Here is a 14,570-nt window from a genome sequence, read left to right as displayed (position 1 = left end):
GCCCGCTTCCTCACCTCATCGACGTCTGGAGAGCGGGAGCTCCTTCCATCGACTTCATCGCCCCCGACATCTACTTTCCAAACTTCACGGAATGGACCGAGCGCTACACCCAAAGCGGCAACCCGCTCTTCATCCCCGAAGCCCTGCGCAGCAACGAAGCCTCCGTCAACGCCCTCTACGCCTTCGCTGAGCACGACGCCATCGGCTTCTGCCCCTTTGGCATCGAGTCCATTTCCGGAACCGCCAAGAACCTGCTCACCGACAGCTACCACATTGCCGCACAGCTCGAGCCCCTAATCCTCGAGCACCAGGGGAAAGACAGCATGCGCGGATTCCTCCAAATCAGCGCCGCTCAGAAAAACCCCCAGCAAATCCGCCTCGGCGGCTATGAGATGCACGTGAAGTTTGAATACGCCGCCCCGCCCTCGCTCGCAGACGGCGTGATCAATGAATCAGGCGACGTCTCTCGCGGCCCCCGCGTCCCCGCGGGCGGATTGGTCATCCAAACGGGCGAGGACGAATTTATCTTTGCCGGTATCGGAATCACCATTACATTCGATTCTCTCGTCGCAGGCGAGGAAGCGGGCATCGTCTACGCAGAAAGCGGCGAATACGTCGACGGCGAATGGGAAAACCGACTCTGGAACAACGGCGACCAAACCCACCAAGGCCGCCACGTCCGCCTCGTCCCTGGCCAATTCGGTATCCAAAAAGTGAAACTCTACCGCTACAGATAAGCACACCACAAAATCGATGCGCAGTTTCACCCCCACGAAGTGCTTGCCTTGCAAGTTCCTTCTCCCTCTCGTACTAGCCGCCATTATACTCCGATCCCCTTTGAAACAACCAATTTGCCTTGCCAACGTCTTTCCCTTCTCAAAACCACCCCTACCCTGACCCTCGCAATAACGCTTGGCCCCCAATGCCAAGCGGGCTTCTGAGATAAAACCGCTATCGTCGGCATCGACGAGTTCGCACGGCACGAGCACCCCATCGACGATTTCGGAGTCCGAGGCGGCACCCAAACATCATGGACTTCGACCAAAATGGATGGCTCGATATCTACATCGTTCGTCACAAGCTCGAGGACCTCATCTACCTAAACGAATCGGAATCCTTCACGAAAATCATCAATCCCCTCGGCTTAGAAACCAACGACGGAGGAAACGTCACAGCTTGGGCGAACGTTGACAACGATAGCGACAAGGATATGATCGTGGGCGTCGCCGACGCACGAGAGCACTTGCTGTATCTGACCGATGTCCGACGGAACATCCACTGAAAACGCGGCCACGCGCGGCCTAGCCCTCCCTCGTTATGAGGGCCTCTCAGCAACCGCGGTAACAGTAGGCGACGTCCCTCGACGTCATCCTCGGCAGCTGGGGAATCGCATTGGAAGAAGAGTAGCAGTACGATCACTACGCACTTTTCCTCAACCGCGGCCCCGAGGAGCCGGGCTACTTCGACAACGTGACCAGCAAAACTACAACCCAAAAAACTTCTGCAAACCTCTCGCTCAAAGAAATAAAAGACCAGTAAAGTAGGGTCCACTTTCCAGCGGTAAGCCACTAGGTTAGAGAGTGACTGCAACACCTACACCGTCCTCAGCTTTCTAATACGGATCGACGAGACTGACCGCGCCGCCGCATTTGCGCAGAGCCACATCGATAAGATCAGCGGTCGCTACTGGGAAATACTGCCGCAATACGCCCGCACGTTCGAAGCGGAGCACCCCTTGGTCGCAACGCTTCTCTATCGGAAGCTGCTCGAGGACGTCCTCGACAATGCCCGCAGCAAAGCCTACCACCACGCGGCCGACTACTGGCACACCCTCGCAAAACTCGCCCCCGCATCGACTTCCCGGATACACTAGAAAGCGAATCCACCTACAAGGCCCGCCTTGCAGAAGGCCACAAGCGCAAGTCTGCCTTCCAAAAAGCCCTTACAGTTCACTTTCGCTGAGAGGAAGCTTCAAACAAAAAACGTAGCCCCCATGTCACGGCACAGCTGAAAGCGAAGACGGATCCATGAACGTCTCGACCGTCAGCATCTCCGGTACCGAGGTCAAAGACCCACACAAAACAATCCGTCCAAGCCTCTATGTCTCGGCGTAGTCCCAGACGGAGACGGATCCTTCCAATGGTCGCAGTAGCGGCGAAGCACGCCTTCGTACCGAGCCCGAAGGGCGACATCGCCCAACACTTGTACCGAGCGTAGCGACATCCCCCATCTATCGTACCGAAGCCGCAGGCTGACACTCGAGGAGGAAACTCGACGAGACATACCGAGGGATTGCCCTTGGACAGAATAGACAACTCAGCACTTTTTTCAGAAGACGATGTAGTTGAAGTCTTTATACGTGAAAATCCTGGTGGAACTCGCCAAGAAAACGGTGCGGGCGGAAAATGGGACACTCCTCCCGAAGACTGGTTTGCGGACAAAACCGAGGATTATCTCGATCTGCATCTAATCCCCAAGGATCCTGGCTTGTGGAAGCTAGATCGATTTGAAGATTTTATCGATGCTCGCAAGTAGTTGATCTTACAGTAATTCAAGACAATCCTGACCAACGAATAATTTTGTGCCAACAAAAGATAGCGGGACCGTTTCAATTCGCCCCGCCGTATGATGAGAGCTTAGAGCCCTATCTGTTTTTTGCCAATTCATAGCCAATCGCACCTTTAAGAAAGAGAATTTTGAACTGTTTTGGTCGGCAAAACGGGTATTGAGGGCTCGAATCACTCTCACTCTCTATTGCCAATTCATTGCCAATTTAAAGTTTTTTCGCTTCGTTTTTGGGCATTTATCGACATTTTCAAACCTTCATAAGTTCAAGTACAAAAACACTTTGTGAAGAGTAGTGAATCTGATTTTGCTGTTCGACTCCCCCTGGGCACCACACTCTGAAAGCCCTCGGCCTGACCTGATAGAGCTCTCGAGCGATGCTCTCCTCATTCATCGTTGAGGAAGGGAGGCCCTCCACTGGTACAGGCATGTGCGACTCGCTTTACTGTCAGTATTCAGTAGGACCGCGTTTTTATGAATTGCCGTTGTGCTACGCATTAGGAACGCTTCTATGAGAAGTTCCGGATCAAATTGGATTCCGCCAATCGCTAACCCCTGCCTGGAAAATACCCCGACTTTCCGCCTGTGAAAAAAATTCTAGTCGCAAATCGTAGCGAGATCGCCGTGCGCATCTTCCGCTCAGCCACCGAACTCGGACTACGCACCGTAGCCATCTACTCCCACGACGACCGATTTGGCGTCCACCGCTTCAAGGCCGACGAAGCGTACCTCGTAGGCGAAGGGAAAGGCCCCGTAGCTGCCTACCTCGACATCGAATCCATCATCAAAGTCGCCAAGGAAGCTAACGTTGACGCCATCCACCCCGGCTACGGATTTCTCTCTGAAAACCCCACCTTCGCCCGCGCTTGCCGCGACGCTGGTATCGTCTTCATCGGTCCCGACGCCGAGCTCATCGACAAGATGGGAGACAAGGTCGCCGCGCGCGCCGCTGCCGAAGCCGCCAATGTTCCCACCCTGCCAGGCACCCAAGACGCAATATCCAATCCCAGGCAGGCCGCTCGCCTCGCCAAAAAAATCGGCTTCCCGCTCATCATCAAAGCTGCCTTCGGCGGTGGCGGTCGCGGCATGCGCGTCGTTAAGAAAGAGAAGGACCTAATGCCTCTTCTCGAGGAAGCCCAAAACGAAGCCCACATCGCCTTCGGCAACAACGCCGTCTTCCTCGAGCGCTACATCGAACGAGCCAAGCACATCGAAGTGCAGGTGCTCGGCGACCGTCACGGCAACGTTGTCCATCTGTTCGAGCGCGACTGCTCCGTGCAACGCCGCCACCAGAAAGTTGTGGAGATAGCGCCTTCTATCGGTCTCGATCCAGAGATGCGCCAAGCCCTGTGCGACGCAGCCGTGCGCCTCGCCACAGAAATAGGCTATCAAAACGCCGGAACCGTGGAGTATCTTTACGACTGCGATACCGACGATTGGTTCTTCATCGAGATGAATCCACGTATTCAAGTTGAGCATACGGTCACTGAAATCGTAACCAGCGTCGACATCGTTCGCTCCCAAATCCTCGTCTCCCAAGGCAAAAAAATTCACGGCCCCGAGATCCACATACCGCAACAGGACCAGATCCAGTGCCATGGCTACGCTATCCAAAGCCGCATCACCACCGAGGATCCTGCAAACGGATTTACCCCTGACTACGGGCGCATCGTTAGCTATCGCTCCGCTGCCGGATTCGGCGTTCGCCTCGATGGTGCCATGGGTGACACCGGAGCCATTATCACGCCCTTCTTCGATTCCCTCTTGGTGAAGGTAACAGCCTTCGCTTCAACTTTCGAGAACGCTATCGCTCGCATGGATCGTGCCCTTCGGGAATTCCGTATCCGCGGAGTGAAGACAAACATCCCTTTCATCGAAAACGTAATCCTTCACGAGCAATTCAAGTCCGGCAAGGCAACTACTACGATGATCGACACATCGCCGGAACTTTTCGAATTCAAGCCTCGCAAGGACCGAGCTAGCAAATTGCTCAATTACCTTGGCGACACCATCGTAAATGGAAACGACCAGGTAAAAGGTCGCTCCGTTCCTGGCATGCAGCTTCCGCTGCTGCGCCCTAGCTACGATCCGAACAAACCGAAACCTCAAGGCACTCGAGACCAACTACTAAAGTTGGGAGCCGACGGTTTTTCCCAGTGGTTGCTAAAGCAAAAGCGTCTCATGGTGACGGATACCACTTTCCGCGACGCGCACCAGTCACTCTTCGCAGCTCGTATGCGCACGGTCGATATGCTGAACTGCGCCGACTCGGTTTCGCAAAACCTCTCCAACCTGTTCTCTTTGGAGATGTGGGGAGGCGCTACCTACGACACCTCCATGCGCTTCCTCAAAGAGTGTCCTTACGAGCGACTGCGAGCTTTCCGCGAAAAAACGCCCAACATTCTTTTCCAAATGCTGCTGCGGGGAGCTAACGCGGTCGGGTATTCAAACTATCCCGACAACGTCGTAAGTTCTTTCGTTAAGCACGCTGCTGAGGCAGGCATGGATCTCTTCCGTGTATTCGACTCCCTCAACTACCTTCCAAACCTGAAGGTCGCCATGCAAGCCGTCCGCAAAACTCACGCCCTCTGCGAAGGAACCATTTGCTACACCGGCGACATCGATGACCCAAAGCGAGACAAGTATTCACTCAAGTACTACGTCGATCTGGCAAAAGAACTAGAGAAGATGGGAGCCCACGTGTTGGCCATCAAGGATATGGCAGGGCTCTGCAAGCCTTTCGCAATCCCCAAGCTTGTCAAAGCTCTCAAGCAAGAAATCGGAATCCCAATCCACTTCCACACCCACGACTCCTCTGGTATCGCCTCCGCTTCCGTTATCAAGGCAGCCGAGGCAGGGGTCGACGTGGTGGACCTTGCCATTTCGTCCATGTCGGGACTGACCTCCCAGCCAAATCTCAACTCAATCGTCGCAGCACTCGACGGTCATCCACGTGACACGCAGCTCGACCAGCGAGCGCTCAACGAGCTCTCCCTCTACTGGGAGGCTGTTCGGCAATATTACGAGCCCTTCGACACCGGCCCGAAGTTCGGATCCGCAGAAGTCTACGAACACGAGATGCCCGGAGGACAATACACGAATCTCCGCGAACAAGCCTTCTCTCTCGGCCTCGGCCGACGTTGGCCCGAGGTCGTGCACGCCTACGAGGAAGTCAACCAACTCCTCGGTGACATCGTCAAGGTGACGCCCTCCAGCAAGTGCGTGGGCGACCTCGCCATCTTTCTAGTGACCCGCGGCATAAAGGTTTCCGACGTGGTCAACCTCGAGCCAGGTTCCAGTTTTCCCGCCTCCATCGTCGACATGCTCTCTGGTGGTCTCGGACAGCCCAAAGGCGGCTGGCCCAAAGCGGTGCAAAGGGTCGTGCTTGGCGACGTCAAACCTCGCGCAGGTCGACCCGGCAGCTACGCCAAGAAAATTGACCTCAAGGAAGAACAAACTGTCCTTAGCAAAAAGCTGGGCCGGCCCGCGACCGAGGACGATCTCTTCCGGCATCTGATGTACCCAGACGTTTTCGCCCAATTCTGCGACTTCGAGAAGAGCTACGGCGACGTATCCGTTTTGCCGACACCAGCTTACTTCTACGGACTCAAGCCCAACGAAGAAATAGAGGTCGAAATCGAAAAGGGAAAAGTCCTTTACATCAAGCTGATCAACGTCGGCGACGCCAACGACGAAGGATACCGCCACATAACTTTCGAACTGAATGGTCGCGCCCGCGACATATCCGTATTGGATAAATCTATACAATCAACAGCCAAACCAAAGGAGAAGGCCGCCGCGGGCGACGACAAACAAGTTGGAGCTCCTATCCCTGGGATGGTCTGTAGCATCTCCACTAACGTTGGAGCCAAGGTAAAGCCCGGAGACAAACTTCTCACTATCGAAGCGATGAAGATGCAAACCACCGTCTATGCGCAGACGAGCGGCATCGTAGATCGCATCACCGTCGAAGTCGGCGACAGTATCGACGCTAAGGACCTTCTCGTTTCTTTACGGTAATCCTTCGAGAAGAAAGCTAATTACCTTTCGAAGCCCCGAGCAGCGTTCCGCACTCCCTTCATCTGCTGCAATTTTTCACCCTGGTCGTACGACGCCTCTCGAGCTCGTTGCGCACCTCGAGGGCTTTTTCTTCCGTCAAACGATAGGTCGCGATAATCCAGATTGCGATTCCTGATGTTACCATCGGTACCAGAAAATCGAATACACGCATCAACAATAAAGCTCGCTCTGTTTGATCGCCTTCCAGCTCCACCTCGAAGCCTGTCGCGTTCAGCAAGATGCCTGACAATGCGAGAGCCAAGGCCATGCCCAGTTTCACCACCCACCAAAAGATGGAGCCGAACATCCCTTCCCGCCGCTCGCCCGTTGCAATCTCATCTAAATCGCAAACGTCTGCCACCATCGATCCCATTAAGGTAAATAAGCCCCCCAATCCAAACGCGATTAACGGAGCAGGAAGGAGCAGAAGATTGGGATGGTCTGGATTATAGCAAAACCATTTCAGACCGTAGCCCACGATGGATACGCCGGTCGCGAGAAAGAAGGTCTGTCGCTTTCCGATACGAGTGGAGATCCATGTCACTAGGAAAATAACGCAGAAAGTACTGATCGACGACACCGTGCCGAACCAACCGATGTACTCCGCTCCCAAGTCCTGATCGCCCGAGAATATGTAGTAGATAATTACATACGAAGAAAAAGCTGACACCAGCATGAATCCGTTAAAGACAAGGAAAGTCGCGCCGCAAAGTTTGAGAAACGGCGGAAAGCGGATTGTGATCAAAAAACCTTTCCCAAAATTGAGGGCATTTTTCGCCAAGCCCTCAAGGGGTGATTCTTTGGCAACCGCTCCACGCTCACTCGCTTCCTTGAAACGTTCTTTGCAAAAAAGTGCCGGCAGCACGCCAACAATGGCGACGAAGACTCCGATCGCGATCGCAAGCCCCCTAGCGCCCGCCACCGCATCCTCGAAGAGCGCATCATTCTCCATGATGGCGTAGAACCATGGTACCGCCACCCAAGCGAATTGCCCGATGAAGTTAGCAACCCCCATCAGGCGGGTGCGCTCGTTATAGTCCGGCGTGAGCTCATAGCCCATCGCCACCCATGGAGTGGCAAACACCGTGTAAGCTAGGTAGAAAAGAATCGACCCTCCCAGAAAGTACCAAAAGTAAAAGCTCTCGCTGTGGCCTGCAGGTAGTTGCCAGAGGAAGGCGAAAATCACCCCGGACAATATCGCTCCCGCAAAGATATAAGGCTTGCGGCGCCCCCACCGCGATTTGGTGTGGTCTGAAATGTAGCCCATCAAGGGATCCGTGAGGGCATCCGTGAGCCGTGGAATCGCCATCAACGCGCCAACCACCGCTGGATTCATTTTCAAGCCCGTAATGAGGACTATAGACATCATTCCAATCGCTGCCCCCAATAAGTTATTGGCGAGGGCCCCCATGCCGTAGGTTAGCTTGCGAGAGATGGGTATGCGGTCTTCGTGGGAAGTCTTTAGCGGGGGCTTGGACATCGGGATAAGTAGAATGAATGCTAAGGGCGAGAAGCCTAAACGAGGGGCGACTTCAGGTATCGCCAGGACGAAGTGTCACGTTGCGTCGCCATAATAGCGATACGCGCTTCGACCATCTTCGCAAGGCAGGTAGTCGCTCCTTCGTCGCGATCCGGATGCTGTCCATACCAGTGCCGAAATACGCGACCCCTTTCTGAAGTGCCGCCAGCAAACTGTCGCTGATCTGCTTTCGCCAAAGCTTGTGACGAATCCTCAAGGCCACTAGCGCCACCCAAGGAGAGTGACATCAAATTAGACGCTAGAAGGAAAGCTCGGGGTAAGTAATCCATTTTTCAAAAGCCAGAATTTATTTGATGCAATTTAATGCAACTTTAATGAGTGGAATAAAATTATTTCAAAGGAGCAAACCACGCCGCTCCTTTTACCTCGCTTGACCCTGCGTCTCGCCTCAAACAGTGAACTCCTAGCATATGAGACTACCTCAGCAAACAAAGCTTCTCTTCATCGGCGACTCTATCACCGATGCAGGACGAGACCAGAGCGGCGAGCCGACTCCTTGGTGCAACACCACTGGACTCGGCCATGGCTACGTAAATCTCGTCAACTCCCTGATCCAAAGCAGTGATCCCGCATCCAGAGTTCGGATACTGAACCTCGGCCTCAGCGGCAACACGATCCGCGACCTTGCCGCCCGTTGGAAAAGAGACGTCCTCGACCTAGCTCCTCAATGGCTCTCCGTTAAAATCGGGATCAACGATGTTTGGCGACAATTCGACCAACCGCATCGCATCGAAGCTCACGTCCTCCCGCTGGAATACGAGCAAACCTACCGGAGCCTTCTAGCAAAGACGCGCCCTGCCCTACAAGGGCTCGTCATCATTTCGCCCTATTTTATCGAACCCAACAAAGTAGACCCGATGCGAGCTCGCATGGACGAGTACGGAGCGATCGCTAGGAAAGTCGCCAAGGAATTCGACGCCCTTTTCGTCGACTCCCAAGCCGCTATGGATCAACTAACCGAGCAAACGCATCCCGCTGAAATTGCTTGGGACCGGGTCCACCCTTCCACTGTCGGCCACATGGCAATTGCTCAGGCCTTCATGAATGCAATTGACTGAAGGGCCCTTTCCCTCCCCTAAAGCCCTATGAAAATCGAGCACTTCGCCGTAAACGTCTCCGAGCCAAATGCCGTCGCCAACTGGTACGTCGAAAACTGCGGCATGAGCATCTCCCGCAAGCTGGACCAAGCGCCCTACACCCACTTTCTCAAAGATTCCTCCGGGGACGTGATGGTTGAGATCTATAACAATCCCGTCGACGAAGTTCCGGATTACCGCAGCATGAACGCCTTGATCCTGCATCTCGCTTTCGTCTCGGAAAATCCAGACGCTGACCGAACTCGCCTCGAAGCAGCTGGCGCCACATTCGCCGAAGAAGTTAAGACCGACGACGGATCCCACCTCGTCATGCTTCGCGACCCGTGGGGATTCTGCATCCAGCTCTGTAAACGCGGGATCCCAATGCTCTAAACCGACTAGAGCCCATCCAGGAACCTGATTTCCGCCGGGGCGTTTGCTCTTCGATTCGAGGATCTAAGCCTCAGAGATTCGACACCACGTCCGCCATTCGCTCGGAGACGATAGGTTTGCTGATATAGTGCCCAATTCCTGCCTTTTCACACTCATCGATCACCGAATCCGACAGGAACGCAGACAAGGCGATGAAACATGTATCAGTATTTTCAGGACACTCTTTCCGAATAGTTTCGACGGTCTCGATCCCACTCACAACAGGCATTCGAAGATCCATAAAAACCACATCGTAACGCGTCCCTCTCGCCTTCTCGATTGCCTCAACCCCGGACCCCGCTACGTCCACTTCGCAATTGAGCTCTTCGAGCATTCTGGCTGCAAGAACTCGATTTGCCTCGATATCGTCCACCACTAACGCCCTGCGCTTAACGAGTTTTTTGGGCCGTTCTAAAACGCTCGCCTTAGACTCCGGCTCGCCTTCCTCCGCATGAACCATGGGGAGTCATACCCAGAAGGTCGACCCTGCTATAGGGTTTTTCGTCAAGAACGTATGTGTATTATTTGTTTCAACACTTTTTGGTGTTTTCGAAAGTGTTCTTACAAGAGCCTTTTCGCGTCTTCTCCGCCGCAACGAGGCTGTCTCAAGTTCCGGGATTTGCTGTTACTCGTGTCTTCTCCTTGGAAGATCACACTGTGACGGATTCATTCGGTCACTTATGCTGGAGAAGCGAATACATGCCTCTGGCTGAGAACAATCGACATCATTAAAACACCAAACCAACTCAACGCACCGCAATGCATCCTCAAAAGGACCCAAAGGGCTCCTACATAAGTTGTCGTTTCACTTCTCGCAGACTACCAACGAGACTCGCTGCACTCCCTAAGCTACGATTTCTCCAGTCGCAGCGGAAATCAAGGATTCATCCGATGCCGGTACTCCAGTCGATCTTCCTCCCCGAAACACACGATGTATGAATAAAGAGAATACGACTAATCGCGGGGCTCCACCACTTAACGGCCCAGGGCCGAAAGGATCACATCCGGCTTATTCGTGGTGATCGTTTCCGCGCCTATTTCCAGGAGAGCCAAAGCGTATTGCGGGTCATCGACAGTCCAAACGTGATAGCCAAGTCCCTTCTTCTTGAACAGCGTCACAAAGGCTGAATCCACTACCTCGTTCGCTCGCGTGCTAATGCCATCTACCTTGCTCTTTCTGAGCACACGCATCAATTTCCCCATGCGCGGCTCCAAGCGGCCCCGCTCGTCCCGCTTTACGGACACAAGCCAATTAGCAGTGTGTTGCGGAGCCTCTTTCTTCAATCGCTTTACGACCTTCTCGTTGAAGGAAATAAACGTGACCTGATCTCCCTCTAGCCCGGAAGCCTTCACCTGCTCCAGTAACTCAGGCACGATCTCCGGGCCGCACTTTATTTCCACAAACATCGACTTCCCTGTCGGGACCGTTTCCAGTACCTCGCTCAACGTCGGAATGGAAGTATTGATCCACTTCTCGCCAACCCATTTCCCGAAGTCGTAGCCGCGTAATTCTGCAAGCGTCATGTCCTCCACCCGCTTATCTACGCCCGTATATTTCTTGATCGAGTAATCGTGGATACAAACGATCTCACCATCAGCGGTCAGGTGAAAGTCTCCTTCGATCGCATCGGCATCCAATTCCCAAGCCAACTTGAACGCGGGAAGCGTGTTCTCGGGGGCATACGCCGAGGCCCCTCGGTGAGCAATCACCAAAGCGTCCTTCGCTTGCAGGTTAGCTACAAGAAGCAGCAATAGAATTAATCCGTGTTTCATAATTTCAATACAAAGTGCTCACCTTCAAATCATGCTCCAGATAGGCAAAGAGACTTCTCCAGTTCCGCGGGAACACGCCAGTCCGGAACGATATGATGCAGCTCCATTCGACTTTTCGAACTCAGTGTTTTCGACAATTGCAACAGTTGGATTGCCCTCTCGACGACCAGCTGCTCTCCACAACAAAAGCCTGCGGTCATCCCACTACAATCTTCACCAGATGTTTCTAAGTAGACGACCGGGACGTCCTGAACCTTTAAGTCAGAGAGCAACTCTGAAGGCTGCGAACTCAAACAAACAATTCCATCCAACTTGTATTCGCAGTACCATGACAATATGTCACCCACGCCATTTCGACTTCCAATTCGCGAGCTACCTAGAACCGGAATACCACCCCCCCTTCCTGCAAACAGCTCTCCAAATCTGGAGTCCAAGATTCCTTGCTCCCGTTCTTCCGCACCTAACACGCTCAATCCTATTCGTTTTCTGCCATAGCCTTCCAAGTGCTCCACAGCTATATCAAGCATTCGCCTCCAATCCAAATCGATTGAGCAAACAGGCTGTTCCAAGATCGATCCACAATTGATCACCGCAAATCGTTCCAGTAGATTTGAATCCAGTAAATCGCCCTCTTTGAAACCAAACACCAAAATCTTCTTCGCCCCGCGATACTCCAACATGCGCACCAAGGAAGCATTACTCACGAAATCGTCGAAGAAAACTGCATCCATTTCGTATCCATAATTCATGGATATTTCGCGAGTCGTGTCGATTATTCTTAGCGCTCTCGGCGAACGTTCCCCCAAGAGCACAGTCAGGGTCTCGAGCTCCACCCGCCCTTCCTTCCGCCATCGCTGCGCCGCCAAGCGGGCAATCGTCGGATCCGGGCGATATTCAAGCTCCGCCGCCGCTTTCAGCACTCGATCACGGGTCGCTTTTCCCACATGGGAACAATCTCGCAAGGCCCGAGACACAGTCGACTTGTTCACGCCCGCTAGATGGGCGACATCCGCTAACGTCACGTTTCGATTGAAGGGGTCTGAGTTCATCAAGTGCGCAAACCCTACCCCTCGATATCCCCAACTCCAGAATAAGTGGCCGCCGTAATGGAATCGTAACAGGCCCCGGTACTACCGAAGAATCAGCATCGGACTACAAGGGATTCGCTCCCGAAAACATACCAAGAGCGAATCCCCAAGGACCTACTTCTACCTTCGATAAAAGCTTCCAGACCCTGGAACTGCATCGTCGCGATCCCAGCTCGGATTCCAAAAGATGCGAGCCACCGCGTCCTTCTCCAAATCCTTGTCGTTCAGCAATACGTTCAAGCGGATACCATCCCAATCTCCGCCGCCCTGTTCGTCGAGGTACGCAAGGGGGATGGAAATCTCAACAGCATAGCCGTATCCAGTCCGATTGGCCACGTACTCAGCACCCTCTGGATATCCGCGTGCGCCCCGCGCTCGAGTGGAACCATCGGGCCCGGGCGCCACATTTATCATGAGTGGACCGCGCCCAGACCGATTCGCCCCGCGTAGGGCCCGCGGTCTCGGATCGATCTGCACCGCCACGCTATCCTGAGCCCACAGAGCGTCATCTTCAGAGAGAGCAAGGCTATCGTCGAAAACGTTCACCGCCACAAGGAGCGACTCTCCGTCTTCCGCAACACCGAATTCGAACCGGCTGTCCTCTTCTCCTTCCCAACGACGGTGGTAGTGCCAATCCGCCAATTCTGGCGAGCGATACGGCAGCGATTTCCAGTCATCGAGCTCTCCGTCTACTGTTACCTTCTTTGCCTTTTGGATCGCTAGCTCGCGCACTACGGAGAGAGACTCGGAACCTTGGAAGCGGATCGGTTCTTCTCCCCGCTCAAACGCAAGTTTCCATTCCATCTCCGCCGCAATTCCTTCCGCGAAATCTGAGCTGGCATTCTCAACCTCGTAATCGAGCGTCAAAACCTCGTTGGGTGGGAGGCTCCAGCTTCCAGAGCGCTTCCCTTTGATTGCGATGTTTTCGAGCTGTTTGATCTGCATCTCGAATTCGACTGGATAGTCCGAGTCGTTAGTGAAGCGAAACGAAAGTTCTCCTGTATCGAACTTGTCATTACGAAAGAGAATAGGCTGCAACGCGAGCGACCCGTCATCGATCAACGCGTCTTGTACCTTACGAACTTCTTCATCGCGCACGTCTTCATCCCAAATTCCTTCCAGAATCAGATTCGCGAGAATCGGTCCGTCATCCGTCATAGTCACCCAAACCACATGGTCGAATTCGCCGAAGCGAGGGCCCCGCAAACCGCTATTACCGCCAGTGGTCGCTAGTGTGAAGAATTCCTTACCCTTGCGGCTGTGCTTGACGTACCGGTGATGGTGACCCGCGAAAACCGTGAAGTCGCGGCCCTGCAAAGCCTCCTCGATTTGCGGCCACTTCCCGGTCGGATCGTCCCGATCCCAAAGCGGCGTGTGGATGAAAATCATGGTCCAACGTGGGTCCGGATGCTTCTCGATTTCCTGCAGCGCCCAATCGACTTGCTCCTGCGTCATAGCGTGCGGACGCTCCTCGTCATTCGAGTTCAGTACCAAACAAAAGACGTCGTGGTAAACGAAAGAGTAGTAGCTCGCTCCGTACCGCTCTTTCCAAACCTCCGCCATCACGGGGTTCGTGTAGTCATGGTTTCCCGCCACATAGAAAAACGGCATCTGCAGCTTTTCCACAAAGCCTTCGAACTCATTCCACTCGTAGTCGAGTTGCTTACGGTCCGTGGTGTATCCTTGGATCAAATCCCCCACCGACATCACGAACTCCGGCTGCAGCCAGTTCAACTTGCGAAACGCATCCTCCAGCACTCCCTCACGTCCGCCAGTTGTATTATCGGTAATGATCGCGAACTGGAAATTGCTAGGATCGTTGTTCAGGTCGAGCCCCGTCCACGGGTTTACCGTATCCGACTCCTCGATGATCACCCGTGGAAGTTCTGAAGCCTGACTTGTATTCGAATGGTCGTGACCGGAATGAGCTGCCATTTGACCGACCCCAACAAGGGCGAGCATGCTGAAGACCGACACGTTAAATTGATTTCTAAGTTTCATTAAAATTGTGTTTTTATTCTGATACAGGGCAACCGA

At 53.7% G+C, this 14,570-nt stretch carries 13 protein-coding genes; 7 read left to right on the top strand and 6 right to left on the bottom strand.

The window, feature by feature from the left end:
* The 5 genes from QEH53_RS21860 to QEH53_RS21840 all read left to right on the top strand — a co-directional run.
* On the top strand, positions 1-737 hold a 737-nt coding region (locus tag QEH53_RS21860), incomplete at its 5' end, for a DUF5597 domain-containing protein (RefSeq protein ID WP_309025359.1).
* Positions 738-1,030: 293 nt separating this feature from the next.
* Positions 1,031-1,282: a VCBS repeat-containing protein gene (locus QEH53_RS21855; protein WP_309025358.1), complete on the top strand. Its 252-nt coding sequence runs from the start codon at positions 1,031-1,033 to the stop codon at positions 1,280-1,282.
* 333 nt (positions 1,283-1,615) lie between these two features.
* Entirely contained in the window at positions 1,616-1,873 is a 258-nt protein-coding gene (locus tag QEH53_RS24490; protein ID WP_369426451.1) for a DUF6880 family protein, read from the top strand.
* 425 nt (positions 1,874-2,298) lie between these two features.
* Positions 2,299-2,535 (top strand): hypothetical protein, encoded by a 237-nt coding sequence (locus QEH53_RS21845; RefSeq protein ID WP_309025356.1) that lies wholly within the window; start codon positions 2,299-2,301, stop codon positions 2,533-2,535.
* Between the two features lie 615 nt (positions 2,536-3,150).
* A complete protein-coding gene (locus QEH53_RS21840; RefSeq protein ID WP_309025355.1) occupies positions 3,151-6,585 on the top strand; it encodes a pyruvate carboxylase in 3,435 nt (1,144 codons plus the stop codon).
* 58 nt (positions 6,586-6,643) lie between these two features.
* On the opposite strand, the gene QEH53_RS21835 is transcribed toward QEH53_RS21840, so the two are convergent.
* Both QEH53_RS21835 and QEH53_RS21830 read right to left on the bottom strand, forming a co-directional pair.
* The gene (locus QEH53_RS21835) at positions 6,644-8,104 is read right to left on the bottom strand and encodes an MFS transporter (RefSeq protein ID WP_309025354.1); all 1,461 of its coding nucleotides are present in this window, start codon (positions 8,102-8,104) and stop codon (positions 6,644-6,646) included.
* Between the two features lie 35 nt (positions 8,105-8,139).
* A complete protein-coding gene (locus QEH53_RS21830) occupies positions 8,140-8,391 on the bottom strand; it encodes a hypothetical protein (protein ID WP_309025353.1) in 252 nt (83 codons plus the stop codon).
* A gap of 183 nt (positions 8,392-8,574) precedes the next feature.
* Between QEH53_RS21830 and QEH53_RS21825 the strand changes: the two genes are divergently transcribed.
* Together QEH53_RS21825 and QEH53_RS21820 are read left to right on the top strand one after the other, a co-directional pair.
* Positions 8,575-9,222, top strand: coding sequence for an SGNH/GDSL hydrolase family protein (locus tag QEH53_RS21825; protein WP_309025352.1), 648 nt, complete (start codon positions 8,575-8,577; stop codon positions 9,220-9,222).
* Positions 9,223-9,249: 27 nt separating this feature from the next.
* A complete protein-coding gene (locus tag QEH53_RS21820; protein WP_309025351.1) occupies positions 9,250-9,633 on the top strand; it encodes a VOC family protein in 384 nt (127 codons plus the stop codon).
* A 70-nt stretch (positions 9,634-9,703) separates the two neighbouring features.
* On the opposite strand, the gene QEH53_RS21815 is transcribed toward QEH53_RS21820, so the two are convergent.
* From QEH53_RS21815 to QEH53_RS21800, 4 genes are all read right to left on the bottom strand, one after another.
* Complete coding sequence (locus tag QEH53_RS21815; protein WP_309025350.1) at positions 9,704-10,132, bottom strand: response regulator; 429 nt, start codon at positions 10,130-10,132, stop codon at positions 9,704-9,706.
* Between the two features lie 515 nt (positions 10,133-10,647).
* Entirely contained in the window at positions 10,648-11,445 is a 798-nt protein-coding gene (locus QEH53_RS21810; protein ID WP_309025349.1) for a glycerophosphodiester phosphodiesterase, read from the bottom strand.
* A gap of 29 nt (positions 11,446-11,474) precedes the next feature.
* The gene (locus QEH53_RS21805) at positions 11,475-12,494 is read right to left on the bottom strand and encodes a LacI family DNA-binding transcriptional regulator (protein ID WP_309025348.1); all 1,020 of its coding nucleotides are present in this window, start codon (positions 12,492-12,494) and stop codon (positions 11,475-11,477) included.
* A gap of 159 nt (positions 12,495-12,653) precedes the next feature.
* Complete coding sequence (locus tag QEH53_RS21800) at positions 12,654-14,534, bottom strand: metallophosphoesterase (protein WP_309025347.1); 1,881 nt, start codon at positions 14,532-14,534, stop codon at positions 12,654-12,656.
* Positions 14,535-14,570 lie beyond the last annotated feature (36 nt).

Origin of the sequence: Pelagicoccus sp. SDUM812002 (assembly GCF_031127835.1) — a bacterium.
GTDB lineage: Bacteria > Verrucomicrobiota > Verrucomicrobiia > Opitutales > Opitutaceae > Pelagicoccus.
Note: the sequence above shows the minus strand (reverse complement) of the source record. Positions and strands in the feature narration are given on the sequence as shown.